24 protein-coding genes are annotated in these 20,040 nt (G+C 68.6%); 11 read left to right on the top strand and 13 right to left on the bottom strand.

Translation table 11 applies throughout. The annotated features are described in order from the left end of the window. From AC06FB_RS04880 to AC06FB_RS04890, 3 genes are all read right to left on the bottom strand, one after another. Positions 1 to 400 (bottom strand): hypothetical protein (locus AC06FB_RS04880; RefSeq protein WP_478053432.1); only part of this gene is annotated, 400 nt, incomplete at its 3' end. Positions 401 to 546: 146 nt separating this feature from the next. Beyond that, the gene (locus AC06FB_RS04885) at positions 547 to 888 is read right to left on the bottom strand and encodes a hypothetical protein (protein WP_053519549.1); all 342 of its coding nucleotides are present in this window, start codon (positions 886 to 888) and stop codon (positions 547 to 549) included. Between the two features lie 122 nt (positions 889 to 1,010). Further along, positions 1,011 to 2,186, bottom strand: coding sequence for a thiolase family protein (locus tag AC06FB_RS04890; RefSeq protein ID WP_053519550.1), 1,176 nt, complete (start codon positions 2,184 to 2,186; stop codon positions 1,011 to 1,013). Between the two features lie 182 nt (positions 2,187 to 2,368). Between AC06FB_RS04890 and AC06FB_RS04895 the strand changes: the two genes are divergently transcribed. Further along, positions 2,369 to 5,197 carry a S8 family serine peptidase gene (locus tag AC06FB_RS04895; RefSeq protein ID WP_461289139.1) on the top strand — a complete coding sequence of 943 codons (2,829 nt, stop codon included), beginning with the start codon at positions 2,369 to 2,371 and terminating at the stop codon, positions 5,195 to 5,197. Between the two features lie 58 nt (positions 5,198 to 5,255). Here the strand turns inward: AC06FB_RS04895 and AC06FB_RS04900 are convergent, their stop codons facing one another. Beyond that, entirely contained in the window at positions 5,256 to 6,353 is a 1,098-nt protein-coding gene (locus AC06FB_RS04900; protein ID WP_053519551.1) for a Glu/Leu/Phe/Val dehydrogenase dimerization domain-containing protein, read from the bottom strand. 280 nt (positions 6,354 to 6,633) lie between these two features. On the opposite strand from AC06FB_RS04900, the gene AC06FB_RS04905 reads away from it, so the two are divergent. After that, positions 6,634 to 7,716, top strand: coding sequence for an HDOD domain-containing protein (locus tag AC06FB_RS04905; RefSeq protein ID WP_065181815.1), 1,083 nt, complete (start codon positions 6,634 to 6,636; stop codon positions 7,714 to 7,716). A gap of 3 nt (positions 7,717 to 7,719) precedes the next feature. Here AC06FB_RS04905 and AC06FB_RS04910 read toward each other — a convergent pair whose 3' ends face one another. Genes AC06FB_RS04910 through AC06FB_RS04920 form a run of 3 tightly spaced genes read right to left on the bottom strand, consistent with a single transcriptional unit; the run spans position 7,720 to position 10,578 of the window. Beyond that, positions 7,720 to 9,288 (bottom strand): phospholipase D family protein, encoded by a 1,569-nt coding sequence (locus AC06FB_RS04910; protein WP_461289140.1) that lies wholly within the window; start codon positions 9,286 to 9,288, stop codon positions 7,720 to 7,722. Between the two features lie 42 nt (positions 9,289 to 9,330). Continuing rightward, positions 9,331 to 10,029: an RNA pseudouridine synthase gene (locus tag AC06FB_RS04915; protein WP_065181817.1), complete on the bottom strand. Its 699-nt coding sequence runs from the start codon at positions 10,027 to 10,029 to the stop codon at positions 9,331 to 9,333. A gap of 48 nt (positions 10,030 to 10,077) precedes the next feature. Further along, the gene (locus AC06FB_RS04920) at positions 10,078 to 10,578 is read right to left on the bottom strand and encodes a M48 metallopeptidase family protein (RefSeq protein WP_461289141.1); all 501 of its coding nucleotides are present in this window, start codon (positions 10,576 to 10,578) and stop codon (positions 10,078 to 10,080) included. A 63-nt stretch (positions 10,579 to 10,641) separates the two neighbouring features. Between AC06FB_RS04920 and AC06FB_RS04925 the strand changes: the two genes are divergently transcribed. After that, a complete protein-coding gene (locus AC06FB_RS04925; RefSeq protein WP_053519556.1) occupies positions 10,642 to 11,199 on the top strand; it encodes a DUF2058 domain-containing protein in 558 nt (185 codons plus the stop codon). Positions 11,200 to 11,324: 125 nt separating this feature from the next. Next, entirely contained in the window at positions 11,325 to 11,591 is a 267-nt protein-coding gene (locus AC06FB_RS04930; protein WP_053519557.1) for a DksA/TraR family C4-type zinc finger protein, read from the top strand. Between the two features lie 10 nt (positions 11,592 to 11,601). Here AC06FB_RS04930 and AC06FB_RS04935 read toward each other — a convergent pair whose 3' ends face one another. Continuing rightward, positions 11,602 to 12,195: a mechanosensitive ion channel family protein gene (locus AC06FB_RS04935; RefSeq protein ID WP_080375333.1), complete on the bottom strand. Its 594-nt coding sequence runs from the start codon at positions 12,193 to 12,195 to the stop codon at positions 11,602 to 11,604. A gap of 35 nt (positions 12,196 to 12,230) precedes the next feature. Continuing rightward, entirely contained in the window at positions 12,231 to 12,410 is a 180-nt protein-coding gene (locus AC06FB_RS04940) for a hypothetical protein (RefSeq protein WP_053519558.1), read from the bottom strand. Between the two features lie 124 nt (positions 12,411 to 12,534). Here AC06FB_RS04940 and AC06FB_RS04945 point away from each other — a divergent pair, with 124 nt between their 5' ends. Genes AC06FB_RS04945 through AC06FB_RS04955 form a run of 3 tightly spaced genes read left to right on the top strand, consistent with a single transcriptional unit; the run spans position 12,535 to position 14,533 of the window. Further along, positions 12,535 to 13,113, top strand: a complete 579-nt coding sequence (locus AC06FB_RS04945) for an RNA polymerase sigma factor (protein ID WP_065174854.1) — start codon at positions 12,535 to 12,537, stop codon at positions 13,111 to 13,113. Next, the gene (locus tag AC06FB_RS04950) at positions 13,110 to 13,643 is read left to right on the top strand and encodes a hypothetical protein (RefSeq protein WP_461289142.1); all 534 of its coding nucleotides are present in this window, start codon (positions 13,110 to 13,112) and stop codon (positions 13,641 to 13,643) included. The genes AC06FB_RS04945 and AC06FB_RS04950 overlap by 4 nt, the downstream gene beginning before the upstream one ends. A gap of 8 nt (positions 13,644 to 13,651) precedes the next feature. Continuing rightward, positions 13,652 to 14,533 (top strand): DUF4097 family beta strand repeat-containing protein, encoded by an 882-nt coding sequence (locus AC06FB_RS04955; protein WP_053519561.1) that lies wholly within the window; start codon positions 13,652 to 13,654, stop codon positions 14,531 to 14,533. A 48-nt stretch (positions 14,534 to 14,581) separates the two neighbouring features. Here the strand turns inward: AC06FB_RS04955 and AC06FB_RS04960 are convergent, their stop codons facing one another. From AC06FB_RS04960 to AC06FB_RS04970, 3 genes are all read right to left on the bottom strand, one after another. After that, positions 14,582 to 14,764 carry a hypothetical protein gene (locus tag AC06FB_RS04960; RefSeq protein WP_053519936.1) on the bottom strand — a complete coding sequence of 61 codons (183 nt, stop codon included), beginning with the start codon at positions 14,762 to 14,764 and terminating at the stop codon, positions 14,582 to 14,584. Between the two features lie 11 nt (positions 14,765 to 14,775). Continuing rightward, entirely contained in the window at positions 14,776 to 15,069 is a 294-nt protein-coding gene (locus AC06FB_RS04965) for a YkgJ family cysteine cluster protein (protein WP_080375345.1), read from the bottom strand. 229 nt (positions 15,070 to 15,298) lie between these two features. Further along, positions 15,299 to 16,660, bottom strand: coding sequence for an Hsp70 family protein (locus AC06FB_RS04970; protein ID WP_197601116.1), 1,362 nt, complete (start codon positions 16,658 to 16,660; stop codon positions 15,299 to 15,301). Between the two features lie 167 nt (positions 16,661 to 16,827). Here AC06FB_RS04970 and AC06FB_RS04975 point away from each other — a divergent pair, with 167 nt between their 5' ends. Further along, on the top strand, positions 16,828 to 17,163 hold the full coding sequence (locus AC06FB_RS04975) for a zinc ribbon domain-containing protein YjdM (protein ID WP_053519938.1): 336 nt from the start codon (positions 16,828 to 16,830) through the stop codon (positions 17,161 to 17,163). A 7-nt stretch (positions 17,164 to 17,170) separates the two neighbouring features. On the opposite strand, the gene AC06FB_RS04980 is transcribed toward AC06FB_RS04975, so the two are convergent. Beyond that, positions 17,171 to 18,319, bottom strand: coding sequence for a tetratricopeptide repeat protein (locus AC06FB_RS04980; protein WP_065181978.1), 1,149 nt, complete (start codon positions 18,317 to 18,319; stop codon positions 17,171 to 17,173). Between the two features lie 229 nt (positions 18,320 to 18,548). Between AC06FB_RS04980 and AC06FB_RS04985 the strand changes: the two genes are divergently transcribed. From AC06FB_RS04985 to AC06FB_RS04995, 3 genes are read left to right on the top strand one after another with little or no spacing between them, the layout of a single operon-like run. Further along, on the top strand, positions 18,549 to 19,151 hold the full coding sequence (locus AC06FB_RS04985) for an HD domain-containing protein (RefSeq protein ID WP_193396079.1): 603 nt from the start codon (positions 18,549 to 18,551) through the stop codon (positions 19,149 to 19,151). 50 nt (positions 19,152 to 19,201) lie between these two features. Continuing rightward, a complete protein-coding gene (locus tag AC06FB_RS04990; protein ID WP_065174857.1) occupies positions 19,202 to 19,375 on the top strand; it encodes an oxidoreductase-like domain-containing protein in 174 nt (57 codons plus the stop codon). Further along, a complete protein-coding gene (locus AC06FB_RS04995) occupies positions 19,372 to 19,989 on the top strand; it encodes a DUF998 domain-containing protein (protein WP_053519940.1) in 618 nt (205 codons plus the stop codon). Before AC06FB_RS04990 ends, AC06FB_RS04995 begins: the two co-directional genes overlap by 4 nt. Positions 19,990 to 20,040 lie beyond the last annotated feature (51 nt).

The following is a 20,040-nucleotide window of genomic DNA, read 5'->3' on the forward strand; positions in this document are numbered from 1 at the left end:
CTTCTTCCTTGGCCGCGTTCGCCTTCGCGTCATTTGCGACATCACGCGCCTTGTCGGCGACCTTCTGTGCGGCGTCCGCGGTCGCATCGCTGGCGTGTGCAGCGGCGTCGGTGGCGGCGACCTTGGCCTGGTCAGCAGCATTGGCGGTAGCGTCGGCCGCCTTGTCCAGCGCCTGCTGGGTATCGGCCGCCGCCTGCTCGGATGCAGCTGCCGTCTTGTCGGCGGCCTCGCGGGTAGCTGCGGCGGCCTGGTCGACTGCGTCACGGGCGGCGGCGCCTGCGCTGTCGGCAGCCTGCCGCGCATCCTGGCGGGCCTGTTCGGCTTCCGGCCCCTTGCAGGCGGCCAGGCCGATCAGCAGCGAAGCGGCCAGCAGGGACAGGGTCAGCGAGCGGATCTTCATGGCGGTCTCCGGTAGTGCACTGCGGCAATGGATGGGGACGCCAGCCTATTCACGCCCTTGTGAAGGCGGGGTCGCGGAACGCGATGCAAAGAAAAAGCCGCTGGCGAACCAGCGGCTTTTCCAGAACAGCGTGAAGAAAGAAGTTATTACTTCTTGGCTTCTTCAGCAGCGTCCTTGGCCTGCTCGGCGGTGCCTTCGGCAGCCTTGGCAGCGTCCTTGGCCTGTTCAGCAGCAGCGTCGGTAGCGGCGCCAGCAGCCTGGGCAGCGGCGTCAGCCGAAGCGTCAGCAGCGGTGGCGGCGGTGTCGGCGGCCTGCTGGGCAGCGTCGGCGGTCTGGGCGCCAGCAGCGGCGGCCTGATCGGCAGCAGCCTGGGCTTCGGTGGCGGCTTCGTTGGCCGAAGCAGCGGCGTCCTGGGCAGCTTCCTGCTTCGAGCAGGCGGCCAGGGCCAGAGCCAGGGACATCGCGACCAGCAGCTTGTTGATGCTCATTGTGTGAATCCTCGTCGTTAGATTAGGCAACGCGCAACTGCGCGCCGACAACATGATGACAAGCCACGTTTGGCTGTCAAGCGATCCCGCATTCATTTTTGCGAAATCGCAGTTAAACCTTTTTAAATCAATTCGATGGCAATTGCGGTCGCCTCGCCACCACCGATGCACAGGGTGGCAATGCCGCGCTTGCCACCGCGCGTGCGCAGGGCGTTGACCAGGGTCACCACCAGGCGTGCCCCGGATGCGCCGATCGGATGCCCCAATGCGCAGGCCCCACCATTCACGTTGAGCTTGTCATGGGGAATGCCCAGTTCGCGCATCGGGGCCATCGCCACCACGGCGAAGGCTTCGTTGATTTCGAACAGATCCACCTGGTCCAGCGACCAGCCGGTCTTCTGCAGCAATGCGTGGATGGCGCCGATCGGTGCGGTGGTGAACCACTCCGGCTCCTGCGAATGCGTGGCGTGGCCGACGATGCGTGCCAGCGGGGTGATGCCGCGGGCCTTGGCGTCTTCCTCGGTCAGCAGCACCACGGCGGCGGCGCCGTCGGAAATGCTGGACGAGCTGGCAGCGGTCACGCTGCCGTCCTTCTTGAACGCCGGGCGCAGGGTCGGAATCTTGGCGATGTCCGAGCGGCCGGGCTGTTCATCGGTGTCGACCTCGACCTCACCCTTGCGGGTGGCCACCTTCACCGCGACGATCTCGTCGGCGAACGCACCGTTGGCCTGCGCCGCCTGCGCGCGCTTGACCGATTCGATGGCGTAGGCGTCCTGCTCCTCGCGGCTGAACTGGTACTTGTCCACGGCGCACTCGGCGAATTCACCCATGGCCTTGCCGTCGTAGGCGTTGACCAGGCCATCGTGGGCCATGTGGTCCACTGCCTGGAAGTTGCCGAAGCGGTTGCCGGTGCGCGAGTTGGGCAGCAGGTGCGGCGCGTTGGACATCGACTCCATGCCGCCGGCAACCACGACCTTGGCCGAACCGGCTTTGATCAGGTCATGCCCGAGCATGATGGTCTTCATGCCCGAGCCGCACACCTTGTTGAGGGTGCTGGCACCGACGGACAGCGGGATGCCGGCGGCGATCGCGGCCTGGCGGGCGGGCGCCTGGCCAAGGTTGGCCGGCAGCACGCAGCCCATCAGGACTTCGGAAACGTCGCTGGCCGGGACACCGGACTGCTCCAGCGCTGCGGCGATGGCGGCCGCGCCGAGGGTCGGGGTCGGCACACCGTTGAACTGGCCGAGGAAGGAGCCGATGGCGGTGCGTTTGGCGGCGGCGATGACGATGTTGGACATGGCAATCTCGTTGATGCGTAAGCAATGTTCGGAAAGGAGACCGGGGGCGTTGGATGCGCTCCGGTTTCCCGGCAGACTGCGTGGGGGTCGGCCCAAGTATAGAGGGTCGGGGATGGCTGCCGCTGGATGGCGCCGCATGCCCGCCGGGATGAAGGCGGGCCAACGTTCATGGGATGGAATCGATGGAACGCACGACGATGGCACGGTCGGTCCTGGCAGCGGCGCTGGCGATGGCGCTGACGGCGTGTGGGGGCGGAGGTGGCGGTGGCAACGTGCGCGTTGACCCGCCGCCCACCACGCCGCCGCCTGCACCGCCGCCGCCGACCACGCCGCCCCCGCCCAAACCGCTGGAGCCGGCCTTCGATGCGCACCTGTCGGTCACCCATGCGGGTGCCGCGCAGGCCACCGGTGCCACCGGCAGGGGCGTGCGCATCGGCATCGTCGATTCGGGCGTGCAGCGCGCGGCCGCCGCGCTGAACGGGCGGGTAGTGGCCAACCTCACCTACATCGACCCTGCCCGCAACAATCTGGGCGTGGACGATGTGGTCGGCCATGGCACTGCCGTCGCCAGCCTGGCCGCGGGCGCAGCGGTCGGGCGCTGGCCCGGCGGCATCGCGCCCGGTGCGCAAATCGTGTCGGCGCGGATCATCTCCGACAAGCCGCCGGCAGACGACGGCAGCGGCCAGGGCAATTCGTTCAGCGGCACCCTCGGAGTGGCCCAGGTGCACCGCGACCTGATCAGCTACAACGTCAAGGTGATGAACAATTCCTGGGGCGGTCTGTACTGGACCGACCTGCCCACCACCGCCCAGGTCGCCGGCGAGTACCGGCCTTTCGTCATCAATCACGGCGGGCTGGTGGTGTTCGCCGCGGGCAACGACGCGCGCAGCGAGCCCAGCAGCCTGGCGGCGTTGCCGGGCCAGGCGGGCGTGGCAGGCTCGCGACCGGCTGCGGATCTGGAGCGCGGCTGGCTGGTGGCCACGGCCGTCGATCCCTACGCGCCGGACACGCTGGCCGGTTACGCCAATGCCTGCGGCCAGGCGGCGCGCTACTGTCTGGCGGCGCCGGGCAGCGCGGTCTATCCGGATGACGCGGGCACCAGCTACTTCTGGAACTACGGCACGTCCTTCGCCGCACCTCTGGTGTCGGGCGCGGCCGCGCTGGTGTGGGAGCGGTATCCGTACTTCGACAACAACCTGGTACGGCAGACCCTGCTCGGCACGGCCAAGGACATCGGCGCCGCCGGCGTGGACCCGGTGTTCGGCTACGGGCTGCTCGACATCGGCAGGGCCATCAACGGGCCGGGACGATTCGACTGGGGCGACGTGATTGCCAATGTCGACGCAGCATCCACCGGTTCGGTCTGGAGCAACGACATCGTCGGCAGTGGCGGCCTGGTCAAGCAGGGCGCCGGCGTGCTGGCGTTGACCGGCAACAGCAGCTACAGCGGTGCCACCCGCATCGAAGGCGGTGTGCTGTCGCTGCGCGACGGCGGCGTGATCCGTTCCGGCGTGAGCATCCTGCCGCAGGCCGATCCATCATCCAGCGGCCTGCAGTTCAATGGCGGCACGCCCCGCGTGGTCGGCAATGTGACCAACGGCAGCAGCGTGTTCCTGACCACTGCCAACACCACGGCGACCATCGAAGGCAACTACGTTCAGCAGGCCGGCGCACAGCTGATGATCGCGCTGGGGGCCAACGCGCTGCAGGTCACCGGCAGCGCCCGTCTGGACGGTGGCGTGCACGTCCACGGATTCGTCGATGGCTACGTGCCGCAGGACGGTACCCGGCAGGATCTGATCCATGCTGCAGCCGGCCTGACCGGCACCTTCAGCACCGCGGCCACATCCAGTGGCCTGCAGGGGCTGGCCCTGCTGCAGACCAGCTATGGCTATGACAGCAACAACGCATGGTTGAACCTGACCCGGATCAGTGTCACCGCCGCTGCGCGTGGGCTCGATGCCGGTGTGCAGACAACTGCGGCGCGGCTGGAAGGCGCGTTCGTCGAACTGGACGGCAACCACGCGTTGCAGGATTCGCCATTCGGTGGTGCAGCGGCCGGCCTGCAGCGCAGCACGGGCCTGGCGGCCACGCTGGAGAGCCTGTCCGGCAAGGCCCACGCGCGTGCCGAGGCGGCGACCTTCGACAGCATCGACATGTCGCGACGCGCGGTGGCCGCCCGTTTCGATCGCGTGCAGGCTCTGCCTGCGCTGCGCGGTGCCTGGCAGAGCACGTTGGGCGAGGCAGGGCAGGGCAGTTTCGCTGGCAGCGCCACCGACAGCCGGGGCTGGATGGCCGGTCAGGACGTGCCGCTGGGCAGCCATGGCCTGCTGGGCATGGCGTTCGGTGAAACACGCAGCAACGGTGGCAGTGCCTTCAACGGTGATCGCGGGCAGGACCGCCAGGCGCAGGCGCAGCTGTATGCCGGCTGGAGCGTTGGGCGCGGTTATGCACTGGCGCAGTTCGGCGCAGGGCGGTTCACCCGCGAACTGGACCGGCAGCTGCTGCTGGGTGCAGGTGCCTACGGCGTTTCCGCGCGCTACGGCGGTCGATTCAGCAGCGCCAGTGTCGAAAGCGGCTATCGCTTCGGCACCGTCGGCGCGTCGTTGACACCGTATGTCGGTGCCAGTGGCACGCGGGTGGATACCGCGGCGTTCAACGAGCGCGGCGGCTTCGGTTTCGGCCTGCGGGGTGAAGCCAATCGTGCGCAGCGCAGTCAACTGCTGGCGGGGCTGCGCGGCGAGCGTGGCTGGGGACGCTGGACGCTGCGCGGGCACGCCGAATGGCAGCAGCGCCTTCAGGGCGCCGCCGGGGAGTGGCAGGCCAGCTTCGTCGGTGTCGACGCGTGGGCACCGTTGCCCGGTGCCGACTCACCGCGTGGCAGCGCCCTGCTCGGGCTTGCGCTGGAGTCGTGGTGGGGGCGGAGTGGCCGTCTGAGCCTGGGCATCGATCAGCGTGTCGGCGGTGATGACGCACGGCAAGCGGCGCTGCGTTACAGCGCCGGGTTCTGATCCATCATGGGGTTGCCGGCGCCCGGAGGGGCGCCGTGCCGAGGCCCGGCAGGGGCGGTCAACCGCCGCGCAGATTGCCCAGGCGCGGGGTGCTGCGGCCCAGCGGCATCTTCAGCTTGCCGATCGACAGGATGCGGCTCTCGGCGATTCGGTCGGCCGCACGTTGCGGCGCGATGTTCTCGCGCTGCGACAGTTCAAAGATGCGTGTCAGGTTGTGGTAGATGCTGCGGATCAGGCGCATCGCGCGCTCGCGGTTGTAGCCATCGATCTCCAGCGACACGTTCATCACGCCACCGGCATTGACCGCGTAATCGGGTGCGTACAGGATGCCGCGCGCGTGCAGTTCATCGCCGATTTCCAGGCTGGACAGCTGGTTGTTGGCGGTGCCACAGATGATCTTGGCCTTGATCCGCGGCAGGGTGTCGGCATTGATCGAGCCTTCCAGCGCGCACGGCGCGAAGACGTCGGCATTCACTTCGTGGATCTCGTCCGGCTTCACTGCTTCGGCGCCGAAATCGCTGACTGCGCGATCGACCAGAGCCGCGTCCAGGTCGGTGACATACAGCTTCGCGCCGCGGTCGCGCAGCAGCTTGACCAGTTCCATGCCGATGTGGCCCAGGCCCTGCACTGCGATGCTGGTCTTGCCCACTTCCTCGTGGCCGAACTTGAAACGCATCGACGCCATCAACGCCTGCAGCGCGCCGTAGGCGGTGAACGGTGCGGGATCTCCGGAGCCGCCATGCACTTGGTGGACACCGGTCACGAACTGGCTTTCCAGGTAGATGTTCTCCATGTCGTTGACGTCGGTACCGACGTCTTCGGCGGTGATGTAGCGGCCACCCAGCGAATCGACATAGCGACCGAAGGCGCGGAACAGGACTTCGGTCTTGTCCGCTTTCGGATCGCCGATGATCACCGCCTTGCCGCCACCGACATTGAGGCCGGCCAGCGCATTCTTGTAGGTCATCGTCCGGCTCAGCCGCAGCACGTCGGCCAGCGCTTCGTCGGTGCTGGCATAGGGACGCATGCGCACGCCGCCCAGGGCCGGGCCCAGGGTGGTGTTGTGGATGGCGATGATCGCCTTCAGGCCGGCGTCATGGCTGTGGCAGAACACCACCTGTTCGTGGCCGGTGGTGGCGAGGGTTTCGAATAGCATGGCGTCTCCGATGGTGCGAACGGCGGCGAACTGCAGCGAACGACCAGTGAACGGTAGGGTCCCAAAACAAAAAAAGCGACGTCGTCGGTGCAGGGGGACGGGTCGCGCGGCGTCATTCTAGTCCATTCCCCGAGTGTCTGCCGTCGACGTCGACGGGCACTGCGGGTTAAAGAAGATGAAAGCGCGGCCGATGCTGCGTCGATGGCCAGTGGCCGGATCGTGTGAAGAGACAGAGACGGGCCATGGCGAGCGCAGTACGACATCGACAGGATCACGGCCGGTGACGCTGGCCTGGGCACGCAGGGTACGCGGCTGGCTTGCGTCGCTGACCGGCGCGGCGCCGTCGCGTCTGTCGGCGGGGCCGCGTCAGGCGGTGGCCGCTGCGGCTGCCCGCCTGCAGGGAGACCCAGTGCCCCCGGGAGAGATCGCCGCGCAGCTGCAGCGTGGCCTGCACGCGCTGGCGCTGTACCCGCGACTGGCGGGCGAGCCCGGCCCTGTCGATGCCGCCAGCGCCGGACTGGCACAGGCGGTGGCGGACGCGCTGCAGGATCGCGACTGGGCGACGCGGCAGCTGCCGCGCCGGCCGCAGCTGCTGCCGCAGCTGATCCAGACCGTCAACGATGATGCCGCCTCGGCACGGGTGATGGCGGCGATCATCGGCCAGGATCCGGTACTCACGGGCAACCTGCTACGCATCGCCAACAGTCCCGCGTACAAGGTGCACGAACGCCCGGTCGAGAGCCTGCAGCGGGCGGTGACCCTGGTCGGCACGGAAGGCGTGCGGCAGATCATCAGTGCGGTGCTGGTGCAGCCGGTGATGCAGGTTCAGTGCGAGCGGTTCCCGCAGTTCAGCACGATCACCTGGGAGCACGCCCTGCTGGCATCGCGTGCTGCTGCCGACCACGCACGCAGCGTGAACTCCGGCGATGCCTTCGCTGCGCAGTGGCTGGGCCTGGTGCAGGGACTCGGTGCGGCGCTGGTGATGCGCCAGCTGCTGCAGGAAGCCCAGGCGCGCGGCGAGGACGTGCAGCCGGCCCTGGCCCTGCAGCTGCTGCAGCAGTGGTCGTTGCCGCTGGCACAGCGGGTGGCCGCCGCCTGGGAGCTGCCCGACCCGGTGCACCAGACCCTGGCGGCCGACGCCTCGGGCCCTCTGTCCGACAGCCTGCGGCTGGGCAGCGCAGCGGCGGCGGCGAGCCTGCTGTGCCGGCATGGCCACGCCACCCAGGGCCGCATGCTGGCCCTGCTGGAGCAGCTGCCGTCGGCACCGCCCCATGCGTTGCGCTGGATCTGGCGGCGCCTGCATGGTCGCAGCGTGGAAACACTGGACGACGCCCCGCATGAAGGCGAGGCCAGGGCACACTGAGCGCTACAGCTGCGATTCCACCGGCAGCCAGCTGATGATCCGCGACAGCCAGCGCTGGCGCCGCGTAGCACCTGGCTCGTCCTCCACCCAGCGCGGCGGAGGCTCACGCTCCAGCCAGCGCAGCCGATCGCGGTTGTCCACTGCCAGCCACCAGCTGTGCCTGGCGTCGGCCAGGCGCAGGTACTCGTCGCGCAGCTGCGCGCCCAGCACGGGGTCGTCGAACAGCACCCCCATTTCGGTGTTGAGATAGGCCGAGCGCGGGTCGAGGTTGAAGGAACCGACAAAGCCACGGTGGTCGTCCACCAGGAAGGCCTTGGTGTGCAGGCTGGCCCCGCTGCTGCCGAACAGGCCTGCATCGCCCGCCTGGCCCTGTGCCTTCAGCTCATACAGGTGCACGCCGGCGTTCAGCAGGGGCATGCGGTAGCCCATGTAGCCGCCGTGCACGGCCGCAACGTCGTTGGCGGCAAGGGAGTTGGTCACTATGCCCACGTGCACGCCGCGCGACGCCATTGCCGAGAGCCCGTCCAGGCCCTCGTTGCCCGGCACGAAGTAGGGCGAAATCAACAAGGCCTTGCTGCGCGCGGACTCCAGTTCACCGATCAGCCCGGTAACGAGCCAGCTGCCGCGGTCGTCGTTGCGGTGTTTCATCGGCGGATCCGAGACGATGCGCACGGTGCTGCTCCAGTGCAGCGGCTCGGGGCTGGGACGCTGCCGATGGCGTGATTCGGCCACGCGCGCAAGATAGGGCCGGGCAGCATCGCGCTGCGCTTCATGGTCGGACTCACGCACCAGAAGGCGAAGCTGCGCGTCGGTATGGAAGGCCAGCGCGGAGACCGGAATCGCCGCCGGGCTGTTCCAGTAGTCGTCGAATATCCGGTTCGCCTGTGCAACGGCAGGGCCGGCGACCAGCAGGTCCAGGTCCTGGAAGTTCACATCCGTGCGCGCGCTGAAATACTCCTCGCCGATGTTGCGGCCACCGACGATGGCGACACGGCCATCGGCGATCCAGCTCTTGTTGTGCATGCGGTGGTTCACGCTGAAGAAGCGCTGCACCATCTCCACCATGCGCAGGATGCCGCTGCGGTTGCGGAACGGATTGTAGAGCCGGATCTCGATGTTCGGATGCCGGTCCAGCGCCATCATCAGCGCGTCCTTGTCCTTGGCATTCATGTCGTCGAGCAGGATGCGCACGCGCACCCCGCGCTCGGCGGCGTCATGCAGCGCTCTGGCCATCAGGTGACCGATCAGGTCGTCGTGCCAGATGTAGTACTGCAGGTCCAGACTGCGCCCGGCCTGCGCGGTGATCATCGCGCGCGCCGCGAATGCATCCATGCCATCGCCGAGGAAGGCCACGCCGGATTGCCCGGGGTGCGCCTCCTGCAGCGGCACGACCTGCTGGTCGATGCGGGTCTGCGCCGGTTGCAGCGGCAGTACGTGCGACGGCTCACCGTGCGCCTGTGGCGTCAGGTGGTCGGCCAGCAGCAGTCCGGACAGGACCAGCAGCAGAAGGATGGCGAAGATGATCGCAACGACGCGCAACAGGCGTCGCCACACAGGCGCAGGCGGGCTCATGGCCCCATGCTAGTGGATCGGCGTGCCGCGCGGCGGCGCGCGTCAGAACCGTTCGTCGCTGCCCACGTAGCGCCACTGTCCCGGCGGCAGCGGGCCCAGTGCCACCCGGCCGATGCGCAGGCGGCGCAGGGCGGTGACCTGCAGGCCGGCGGCAGCCACCGCGGTCTTCAGGCCCTTGGCCGTCAGCCCCTTGCCGGCGAAGCGCAGCCGCTGCTCGCTCTGCCAGCTCACCTTGGCCCCGCCCGACTCCTGCTGCAGCCGGGCCAGCAGCCAGGGGCCCCGTTCCGGCCCGCCTTCTGCCACTTCGACCAGATACTCCTGTTCGGTGCGGCCGAGATTGCGCTGCAGGTGGGCCAGCGTGGCCGGGTCCTGGCTGACCACGACCAGGCCGCTGTCTGCCGCGGGCAGGGACGCAGCCAGCTGCAACCCGTGGAAATGGCGCTGCAGTGGCCGGATGCCGCTGGCGTCCAGAGCGCTGTGGCTGTTGCTGCTGACCAGCGCACACAGGGTTTCGGCGGCAGCACCAGCCGGCTTGTGCAGCAGCATGCCCACGCGCTCGGCCTTGCTGTCATTGGCCTGTTCATCGACCACGATCACCGCAGTGTCATCGACCGGGCGCTGTGGCTGTTCGACCACCTCGCCATCGACCGTGACCCAGCCACCTTCAATGTAGCGCCGCGCTTCGCCGCGCGGGATGCCGAGCAGGGCGGACAAGCGTTTGTCGAGGCGTATCGGTTCCATGGGCGGGCAGGTCGGGCGGGGGCCGCGCAGTGTAGCCCCTGCGCGCGGTCAGCGCTGGCTGCGGTTGGCCAGCTCGGTCAGGTACAGGCGGGTGTCGAATTCCAGCTGCAGGTAATCGGGCTCTATGTGCTGGCAGAGCTGGTAGAAGGCCTTGTTGTGGTCGGCTTCCTTCAGATGCGCCAGCTCGTGCACCACGATCATGCGCAGGAAGGCGGCCGGCGCCTGCCGGAACACCGTGGCGATGCGGATCTCACGGCTGGCCTTGAGGCGGCTGCCATGCACGCGGGAAATGGCGGTATGCGTGCCCAATGCATGCTTGATCACTTCCAGCGTGTTGTCGTAGCAGACCTTGTTGAGCGGTACCGACTTGCGCAGGTAGCGGTCTTTCAGCTCCTGGGTGTAGTCGTAGAGCTGGCGGTCGCTGCGCACCTCATGGGGCTCGGGATAGCGCTGCTGCAGCCACGGGCCGAGCCGGCCCTGCGCCAGCAGTTCGCTGACCTGGGCGACCAGGGGTTCGGGATAACCGGTGAGGTACTTCAGGACTGCCATGCAGGGGCGGCGGGGCGTCGGTAGAATGGGGGCATCCAAGATTACACGCGGTACGCACCGACCATGGCAAAGCCCAACGCGCTGCAGGAACAATTGCTCAAGGCCGGCCTGGCCAAGAAGTCGCAGGCCAGCGCCGCCGCACGCGAACAGGCCAAGGCGCGCCAGGGCAAGGCTGAATCGACTTCGGCCGAGGTCCAGCGTGAGGCTGAACGCGCCCGCGCCGAGAAGATCGAGCGTGATCGTGCCCTGGCCGCCGAGCGCAACGCACAGGCCAGGCTGGCCGAGCAGAAGGCGCAGGCAAAGCAGATCATCGCTGCCCATGCCGTGCCGCATAAGGGCGAGGACGAGTATCGCTTCAGCGATGGCAGCACGATCCGCACCCTGCTGATCGACCCCAAGCTGCGCAAGGCGCTGTCGGTGGGCGTGCTGGTCATCGTCGCCCAGGGCGAGGGTTACGCGTTGCTGCCCCGTGCTGCGGCGGAAAAGGTGCGCGAGCGCGCGCCGGAAGCCATCGTGGTCGACCACGGGCAGCCGGGCTCGACGGAGGAGATCTCCACAGGCAACGCCGAAGATGATGCCTACTACGCGCAGTTCCAGATTCCTGACGATCTGGTCTGGTAAGCCGCTGCCGCAGGCGTCCCCACGGGCAGACAGGTAGCTGAAGCACGGGCCGGGCGGGGCACTGCCCGGCCTTTTCCGTGGGTGTATCGTCCCCATATCAGGCCACACACCTGCGGAGGACGGACATGGCTACCGGTTGGGCGGGAGATGGCGCGGTCCAGGACCAGATCGACGCGACGGTAGACGATGCGATTGCCCGCGCGCGGCGCCAGCTGCGCCAGGGCCCGGGTCTGGAGCACTGCGAGGAATGCGACGCACCGATTCCGTTGGCGCGGCGCAACGCCGTGCCCGGCGTACGGCTGTGCGTGGCCTGCCAGCAGGCGCACGATGAGGAAGAGCAGGCGCACAGCAGCTACAACCGTCGCGGCAGCAAAGACAGCCAGCTGCGTTGATGTGGGCGGCTCAACCGTCGCCCTGGATGCCGCCCGGCGCCTGTGCCGGATCGCGCCAGCGGCGTACGGTGCGCTGGAAGAACAGGTTGTTCGGCAGCTGCAGCACCGTGCCTTCGTGGCCTTCGCCGGTCTCCTGCAACGTGGTGTAGATCAGGTTCACATCGATCACCCGGCCCTTCAGTCCGGGCTTCTCGCCGTTCTCCAGCACCTCGATGTAGTCATGCAGGCGGAACGGGCGGGTAGTGAAGATCAGCAGCGTGCAGAAGATGTTGGAGAGCACGCTCCAGGCCGCGAAGAAGGCCACCGCACCGACGGCTGCAAAGCCCGTGAATGCCGTCCACAGCACTGCCGGTGAGGCCCCCAGCAGGCTCAGGATGTACAGCAGTGCACTGAAATAGACCACGAAACTGGTGATGCGGCGCGCGCCCATCACCATTTCCGGCGGCAGGGTGTAGTGGTCGGCGAAGCGGCGGATCAGGCGGCGCGCCAGCAGCCGCAGCAGCCAGGCGGCCAGCAGGACGAGCGCGATCTGCAGGGCGATGCCCATGTTGTGCAGCCAGGGATGGGTCCAGGCCGGCAGGTGATCCTTCAGCGACAACATCATGGGGCGACAGCAGGTAGCGGTGGTGGTCGCCGATGTTACCCGGCACGTGCCGGCGATTCGACCATCGGCCTCCACGCCAGGCACACCAGCTCCTGGCGCTGCTGCTGCAGGCAGGCCCGGCCGCGCTCGGGGTGGAGCTGCAGCGACAGGCCAAGCACCTGCAGCGCGACGCAGGCAGCGACGGCCAGCAGGGCGGCACACGATGGGCTGGACATGGCGGGCTCCCGGACGGTATTTCACGAAGGACCCTCCATGGATGCAGCGGCCGCCGAAAAGGTTGCATCGTGCCTGGCAGGAATCCGATCTAAACCTTCTGCGGGACTGGCGCATCCAAGGACTATGCTCGACACCACCATGCCCGCACCGCCTGCTGCCTCCGACGCCGTCGACGAACCCGCCCTGGTACGGGCGGCAGCCGGTGGCGATACAGCGGCCTACGAACTGCTGTATCGACGCCATGCGCCACGGGTGTTCGCCGTGCTGTGGAGGCTGTGTGGCGGCCAGCAGGCACGGGCGGAGGATGCGCTGCAGGAAGCGTTCCTGCAGGCGTGGAAGGCACTGCCCGGGTTCCGTTTCGAAAGCAGCCTGTCGACCTGGCTGCATCGTCTCGGGGTCAATGCCGCGCTGATGGAACTGCGCGGCCGGGCGGGAGGACACGATCACGACAGCCTGGATGACGTGGACGGTGGTGTACCGGAGCTGGCCGTGCATGACCGCTGCGCCGGCACGGAGCGCGACCTGGAACGTGCGCTGGCGACGCTGCCCCCACGGGCGCGGGCGGTGCTGGTGCTGCACGACATCGAAGGCTGGAAACACCAGGAAATCGCCGAGCAGCTGCAGATGGCTGTCGGCAGTTCCAAGGCACAGTTGCATCGTGCGCGTGGCTTGCTGCGTGCACGGCTGGGAGACATGACATGACGATGAACGACCCCGACTACGACCACGATCTGCTCGCGCGCCTGCGCGCCTTGCCCCGCGAGCGCAGCGTTCCGGAGGACGGCTGGGCGCGGCTGTCGGCCAGCCTGCCACCGCGCGGGTCCGCCCCCGGACCGCTCCCGGCAGCAGGCAAGGTGGTGGCGATGACGCCGGGTCCGCGACGGCGCTGGTGGCTGCCGGTGGGCGCGGCGCTGGCCGCCAGCCTGGCGGTCTACGCGGTGGCACCGTGGTGGCAGCCGCCGCAGGCCACGCCGGCGCCTTCCGGGCTGCAGCTGCAGGCCGCAGCGATGACCGAGCAGTACCAGCAGGCGGTGGCCTCCCTGCCGCAGGGCGGGGCAGCGGAGTGGCAACCGGCCCTGCACGAACTCGACCGCAGCGCGGAGCAGATCCGCGCGGCGATGGCGCAGGATCCACGTGCGCCGCACCTGCTTGGACAGCTCAAGCGCACCTATGCGCTGCGGCTGGAACTGACCCGGCAGGCGGCGCAGGCCGCCGCCGGACTGACAACCTGAGGAGACCCATGATGCGACCCCTTCTTTTCTGCTGCGCCGCGCTGCTGCTGGTACCGGCTGTGGCACTGGCCGACACGCGCGTCGACGAACGCCATGCACTCGCCACCGGTGGCCGGATTGAACTGAGCAACGTGGCCGGCAAGGTCACCGTGCGCGGCTGGGACCGCAACGAGGTCCAGCTCACCGGCAGCCTCAGCGACGGCCTGCAGCTGCGTCAGGAGAAGAGTGCCAACCGCGTGCGGTGGGAGGTGGAATATCCACGCCGCAGCAACAATGGCGGGGCCACCCTGGTGTTGAACGTGCCACGCTCGGCGGAACTGCTGCTCAGCACCGTCAGTGCGAGCCAGGACATCAGTGGCATCGATGTGCGTCGGCTGCAGGCCGATACGGTCAGCGGCAGCCTGTCCGCGGCAGGCCGCAGCGGCGACACCAAGCTCAACACGGTCAGCGGCAGCGTCACTGCCCGCCTGCAGACGCCGCGGCTGGACGTGAACACCGTCAGCGGCCGCATTGACGCGGGGGGAGGCGTGTCCGGCGACATCGGTGCGCAGACCGTCTCCGGACGCGTGGATGTCGATGCGGGGCGCATCCAGCGCCTGGCGGTGGAGACGGTGTCAGGCAGCATCGAACTGGCCGCTGCCGGTCTGGCGCCGGGGGGGCGCATCAACGTCGAATCGGTGAGCGCATCGGTCAATCTGCGGTTGCCGCGGACCGTATCGGCGCAGCTGTCGGTGAACAGCTTCAGCGGCTCGATCAACAGTGATGCCGGCACGGTGGAGCGGCCGCGTTATGGGCCGGGCAGCAATCTCGACACGCGGCTGGGGGGCGGTGACGGCGATATCCGCATCCAGTCGCATTCGGGCAGCGTGCGGGTCCGACTGGACCGCTGAGCATCGACCGGCAGGCCGCGGCGGCAGCGCCGCCGCGGTCAGGGAGGGTCAGCTGGCTTTCTTCAGCGCCCAGGTCGTACCCAGCACTTCGATCTTGCCACCGGCCTTGCGGAACGCGGCCAGGTCAGACGCGATCGAGTCGCTGCTGACCACAGTACTGGCGGCTGCACCCTTGCGTTCGCTACGGATGCTGTTGTTAGCCTTCGCGGGGGTCTTTGCCTTGCGGGGCATGGTTGCTCCTGTCAGGTGGAAGGGGAGGAAAGCGCACAGGCATCGGCCTGGCGCAGGTAATCCTGCCGCTCGCGGCGGCAGTCATCGCCGCCCATCGAAAACTGGCGGCAGATCGCCGGGCGCTGCGAATAGATCGTGCAGCGCAGGTGATAGGGATCGATCGCCGCGCACCAGCCTTCCTCGTTGCGCGCCATCACGGCCCGGCCGTGGGCGTCGCGCGCGAGGAACTGGCCGGGCACGTGGTCGCCGGGCTGCAGCAGTACCGGCAGCCGGCAACAGACCGCGTCACAACGGCGGCAGTCGATGGGTGCAGGTGCGGCGTCAGGTTGTAAGGCCACAGGGGCCTGGCGGGTGCCCAAAGCGGGTCTCGATGGCGGCTCGGGTGATGCGCGGCCATGAACGAGCCAGGAAGGCACGGCCGCAAGACCCGCGTGGCGGGCCGCGCTGCACCCGGAACACACACCGGCAGGGCCGATGGAAGGTACAGCTGTGGATCAAGCCTACCGAGGGTAGCAAACCCTGCGTAACGTTTTGTTAATCCCGGCTGGCTGCGGCCAGCGCCAGGCCTTGTACCACCCCGAGTGAAGGCTCCCCGTAGACCATCCGGGCACCCGGAAACGCCTCCGCCACGGCCTGGCGCAGGTAACCCGCACGGGACATGCCACCGGTCAGGAACACCGCGTCCGGGTCGCCGCCGATGTCGCTGCGCACCTGGGCGAGCAGCGTGCGGATCTGTTCCAGGTAGCCATGGGCCGCACTGGCCAGGCCCTCGGCACTGCTGTCGGCGTGCAGGTCGCGGCCGATGTAGTCCAGCGTGCTGCGGTGCGTGGCAGAACTGCTCAGGGCGATCTTGGCGCGCTCGACATCACGGTACAGGCGCGCGGTGTTGCCGGTGTCCTGCAGTGCCTGCAGGCGCGGGCCCCAGGGTGCGTCGACCGCATCGTAGTTGTGCTGGCGGAAGTCGCGCTGGCGGGTCATGTCCTGCACGGTGGCGGCTTCCACGTAGTGGTGGGCGGGCACGCGGGTGATGCCACGACCGAACAGCGGCATGTAGCTGGACAGGCTCAGGGCCAGGTCGATGTCGGTGCCGCCACGGGCGATGCCCCAGGCACGGTGGATATGCGGGGGTACTGGTCCCCCCACTTCGGCATGGGCGATGTCGGTCGTGCCACCGCCGATGTCGACGATCACGGCCTGGTGCCGTGTCGCGCTTCCGGCGTGATAGTGCATCGCCGCTGCGGCAGGTTCTTCCAGGAAATCGATGCGGTCGAAGCCGGCCTGCGCCGCCGCCTCGCGCAGGATGTCCAGCGCCTGCGCGTTGCCGGCCTCGCCGATCGAGCTGCGGAACTGCACGGGGCGGCCGAGCAGGGCGGTGCGCAGCGGCCGGCCGAGCTGCGCGCTGGCGGTCAGGCGGATGTGCTCAAGGATATGCGCGGCAATGCCGGTGATGGTCTGCTTCGCGCGCGGGTGCAGGTTGTAGCCGAGCATCGACTTGGGGCTCTGCACGAGGTTGCCTTCATGCTCCTCGAAATAGGCTTCCAGCGCGTCATCGCCGTAGATCGCGTTCTGCAGCAGGTCGCTGGCGCTGCGCGCTTCGCGGGCACGGGCTTCCATCCATTCGCGGCGCAGTGCGCGCAATGCTTCGCGGCGCAGTGCCTGCGGCGGGCGCTCCTGGCCGGCAGCGCGGGCGGCACGCGCCGCGCTGTCGATCATCTGCTCCAGCGCATGCTGTTGGCTGGCATCGGGCTGGAAGTCGTCCGGATCGGGTACCACGCCTGGGAAGTAGACGCTGGTGCGGAACTGTTCGGCATCGCCGAAGCGGATCGGCAACAGGCGACCCTCGTGCACGATGGCGGCGGCAGAATTGCTGGTACCGAAGTCGATGCCGAGGCGCATGCGGAATTCCAGGGACGGACAAGGGCCGCGCACTCTGCTGCAGTTTGCGGTCCGCTGCAAGCGCCTGCCGGCCATCTCGGGCGGGCAGGGGGAGCGGCCGCGGGAGAACGGGTGAAAAGAGCGGGCGGTTACAATGGCGGCCGTTGATTCATTTTGAGGTACTTGCAATGTCGTCCGTTCCCGCTTGTCCGCAGTGCACCCTGGAAAACACCTATGCCGATGGCGCGCTGTGGATCTGCGCCGATTGCGGCTTCGAATGGACCGCCGAGGAGGGCGCGGGGCAGGCGCTGGTCGTGCGTGACAGCAACGGCAACACCCTGCAGGCCGGCGACACCGTTACCGTGATCAAGGACCTGAAGGTCAAGGGCTCCTCGATTCCGCTCAAGCAGGGCACGGTGATCCGCAACATCCGGCTGGTCGAGGACGATGCGGAGCACATCGAAGGCAACTCGGACAAGATCAAGGGCCTGGTGCTGAAAACCTGCTTCCTCAAGAAGGCCTGACCGGCCCTCAGCGCCTGGCCTGCTGCTGCGCCCGCCAGCGGGCCAGGCTGTCCAGCTTGGCCTGGTAGCGGGCCTGCTGCGGCGCCCCGCCGAGTTCCTGGGCCCGTGTCAGTTCCTTGTCGGCGCGGGCCAGCTGGCCGGCGAGGAAGTACACCCTCGCCAGGCCGAAATGGAACTGGTGTGCGGCATCGTACAGGCGCACGGCCCGGCGGTAGCAGCGGATGGCCTCCGCCAGGTCGCCCGCGCGTTCGGCGCGGGCCCCGAGCATGTACTGGGCAAACGGATCCTCGCGCTGTACGGCGCGCAGGCGGCGCTCCAGCTGCTGCGCTGCTGCCACCAGGCCCAACCGCCGGTAGAGCGCACTGGCGTTGTTCAGTGCCGCATCCTGACGGCCGTCCAGGCGGAGTGCCATTTCCAGCGCACGACGTGCGCCGGCGGTGTCTCCCTTCCGGTTGTCCAGCACGCCCAGGTTGTTCCAGGCCGGTGCGAATCGCGCGTCCTGCGCGACCGCTGCATCGAAGAACACCCGGGCACCATCCAGATCGTCGCTGGCCATGCGTTCGGCGCCACGATTGTTGTAGAAGTGCGCCAACGCACGGGCACGGTCGATCGGCTGCGGGCCGTGGCGGTCGTACAGCACGTTGCGGTCCAGATCGACCGTGCCGAAGCGGCCGCCGACGTCGACCCCGGCATTGACGTGGCCGACGCTGTAGACCACGCCCTGGTCCTGCTCCTGATACCAGGACACCACGCTGCCGACTTCCTGCACCCGGGCCTGGATGCCGGCCTCGCGTGCCAGCGACACGAACAGCAGCGTGAATGCCAGGCAGTTGGCGCGGCGGTACTGCCAGACTTCGCCGACGGTATAGGTCGCGTCGGCGTCGTACTGCAGATCCAGTCCTTGCCGATCAAAGATCATCTCCACCAGGGCCTGCAGGCGCTGGTCGCGCGAGTGGCTGCGCGCGATCACCTGTCGGGTCAGCATCGCGCGCAGCGCCGGCGGAATCGCCAGCACTTCGTCTGCGGTCGGCACGCTCGCTGGGGCGGGGCGGTACTGAGCGGCCGGTGCGGCGGCAGGACCGTCCAGGGCGACGGCGGCCGGCGCTGCCAGCGCGAGCAGGGCGAGCAGCAGGAATCGGGTGGCAGGACGTTGCATGGCAATTCCCGGCAGCGGCGGGCGCATCCGCCTGCCGCCGAGTGTAGTCCTGCCCGTGCGCCCGTGCATCGACCGCCGGTCGGCGGCGCGGTCATCCACAGGCGATGTGGACCAGCGCTCGGCAAAGCTGTGGACAACTGTGCTCCGCCCTTGCCGGACGGCGGCTGTGAGTGCGTGGTGAATTATTGTCCAGCTTGCTGGCCGGGGCGTCTGGCGGGATCATGCCGGCATGGACTTCGCCCCGATCCCGCTCGATCCGGCGCAGTGGCAGGCGTTGCAGGACCGATATGCCACGCCGCCACGCGCGTACCATCACTTCGGCCACGTGCGCGCGGTGCTGCAGCACTGCCAGGACGTCGCCGATGGACCGGGTTGGCGGCAGCCCGCCGAGGTCTTTCTGGCCGCGCTTTACCACGATGCGGTCTACGAGGCGGGGCGCAAGGACAACGAGGCACGCTCGGCGGCACTGGCCGTGCAGGCCATCGCGCAGGAGCCTGCGCTGGCGGGAATCGACGCCGCCCGCGTCGAGCAGCTGATCCTGCTGACTGCCCGTCATGGCGAACTCGGTCCTGCGGATGTCGACGTCGAAGCGGCGCTGTTCCTGGATTGCGACATGGCGATCCTGGGCGCGCCTGCACCGGTGTTCGATGCCTACGATCGTGGTGTGGCCGAGGAGTACCAGGGGGTGGTCCCGGGTTTCCTGTACCGCGCCGGCCGCCGCCGCTTCCTGCAGGGATTGCTGCGCGCACCGCGGATCTTCCTCAGCGACTTCTTCCACCAGCGCCTGGATGCCGCGGCACGCGCGAACCTGCGCCGCCGGCTGGACACCTGAGCGGGGCAGTTACACTGGCGGCCTGCATCTGCAAGGTAGCGCCGCCCACCGTGTCCGTTCCCGATCCTGATCCCCGGCCGACCGCACCGGAAGAACCTGGTCCCAACGAGTGCTGCGGCAGCGGCTGCCCGCTGTGCGTACTCGATCTGTATGCCGAAGAGCTGCAGCGTTACCGCAAGGCGTTGGCCGAATGGAAGGCGCGCCACCCGGAGGCCACGCCATGACCGGAGCGCGTCCGGCTGCGCTGCTGGCCCTGGTGGCGCTCCTGTTGTTCGTGGCGACGGCCCTGTGGACGCAGTTCGCGCGCGCTGATCTGGATTGGATGCGCGCGACCCTGAGCCTGTACCTGCACGGTCCCTGGGGTCTGGCGCTGCGCGCCGCTTACTGCCTGCTGGCGGTGGCGATCGCCGCGCTCGGTATCGCGCTCTATCGTCACAGCGTGGGGCCCCGCCGCAGCGCGGCCGCGCCGCTGCTGTTCACCGTGTCCGCCCTGGGCCTGGCGACGGTCGCCATCGGCGACAGCTGGCTGCCGCAGGCGACGCCGCTGCTCGCGCCGCTGGTGCATGGCGTGGCTGCCAACACGGCCTTCCTGTGTGCCAGCGTCGGCATGCTGCTGCAGGCGTGGTACCTGCGTCGCGAGCCGGGCTGGCAGCGCAGTGCTGCCTTGCTGTGGGGCTGGGCCTGGCTGGCCTTCGCGTTGCTGTGGCTGCATGTGCTCTGGCGTGACGGGCCGCCGCGCGGGCTGGGGCAGAAGCTGGTGATCGCCGTGATCGTCGGCTGGCTGCTCTGGCTGGCCGTCACCCTGTACCGGCGCGGTCTGGCGCGCACACGCGCCTGAACCCTGGCCGCGGGCCCGGCGAACGGCCGTGACCGGTACGTGTCGTGCACG

The sequence above is a fragment of the Stenotrophomonas sp. Steno-C15 genome, assembly GCF_056393265.1.

Bases quoted from the DNA above. Each gene is read 5' to 3' on its own strand.
- AC06FB_RS04885 (WP_053519549.1), bottom strand. From the start codon at position 888: ATGAGCATCAACAAGCTGCTGGTCGCGATGTCCCTGGCTCTGGCCCTG.
- AC06FB_RS04890 (WP_053519550.1), bottom strand. From the start codon at position 2,186: ATGTCCAACATCGTCATCGCCGCCGCCAAACGCACCGCCATCGGCTCC.
- AC06FB_RS04895 (WP_461289139.1), top strand. From the start codon at position 2,369: ATGGAACGCACGACGATGGCACGGTCGGTCCTGGCAGCGGCGCTGGCG.
- AC06FB_RS04900 (WP_053519551.1), bottom strand. From the start codon at position 6,353: ATGCTATTCGAAACCCTCGCCACCACCGGCCACGAACAGGTGGTGTTC.
- AC06FB_RS04910 (WP_461289140.1), bottom strand. From the start codon at position 9,288: ATGAGCCCGCCTGCGCCTGTGTGGCGACGCCTGTTGCGCGTCGTTGCG.
- AC06FB_RS04915 (WP_065181817.1), bottom strand. From the start codon at position 10,029: ATGGAACCGATACGCCTCGACAAACGCTTGTCCGCCCTGCTCGGCATC.
- AC06FB_RS04920 (WP_461289141.1), bottom strand. From the start codon at position 10,578: ATGGCAGTCCTGAAGTACCTCACCGGTTATCCCGAACCCCTGGTCGCC.
- AC06FB_RS04925 (WP_053519556.1), top strand. From the start codon at position 10,642: ATGGCAAAGCCCAACGCGCTGCAGGAACAATTGCTCAAGGCCGGCCTG.
- AC06FB_RS04930 (WP_053519557.1), top strand. From the start codon at position 11,325: ATGGCTACCGGTTGGGCGGGAGATGGCGCGGTCCAGGACCAGATCGAC.
- AC06FB_RS04935 (WP_080375333.1), bottom strand. From the start codon at position 12,195: ATGATGTTGTCGCTGAAGGATCACCTGCCGGCCTGGACCCATCCCTGG.
- AC06FB_RS04940 (WP_053519558.1), bottom strand. From the start codon at position 12,410: ATGTCCAGCCCATCGTGTGCCGCCCTGCTGGCCGTCGCTGCCTGCGTC.
- AC06FB_RS04945 (WP_065174854.1), top strand. From the start codon at position 12,535: ATGCTCGACACCACCATGCCCGCACCGCCTGCTGCCTCCGACGCCGTC.
- AC06FB_RS04950 (WP_461289142.1), top strand. From the start codon at position 13,110: ATGACGATGAACGACCCCGACTACGACCACGATCTGCTCGCGCGCCTG.
- AC06FB_RS04955 (WP_053519561.1), top strand. From the start codon at position 13,652: ATGATGCGACCCCTTCTTTTCTGCTGCGCCGCGCTGCTGCTGGTACCG.
- AC06FB_RS04960 (WP_053519936.1), bottom strand. From the start codon at position 14,764: ATGCCCCGCAAGGCAAAGACCCCCGCGAAGGCTAACAACAGCATCCGT.
- AC06FB_RS04970 (WP_197601116.1), bottom strand. From the start codon at position 16,660: ATGCGCCTCGGCATCGACTTCGGTACCAGCAATTCTGCCGCCGCCATC.
- AC06FB_RS04975 (WP_053519938.1), top strand. From the start codon at position 16,828: ATGTCGTCCGTTCCCGCTTGTCCGCAGTGCACCCTGGAAAACACCTAT.
- AC06FB_RS04980 (WP_065181978.1), bottom strand. From the start codon at position 18,319: ATGCAACGTCCTGCCACCCGATTCCTGCTGCTCGCCCTGCTCGCGCTG.
- AC06FB_RS04985 (WP_193396079.1), top strand. From the start codon at position 18,549: ATGGACTTCGCCCCGATCCCGCTCGATCCGGCGCAGTGGCAGGCGTTG.
- AC06FB_RS04995 (WP_053519940.1), top strand. From the start codon at position 19,372: ATGACCGGAGCGCGTCCGGCTGCGCTGCTGGCCCTGGTGGCGCTCCTG.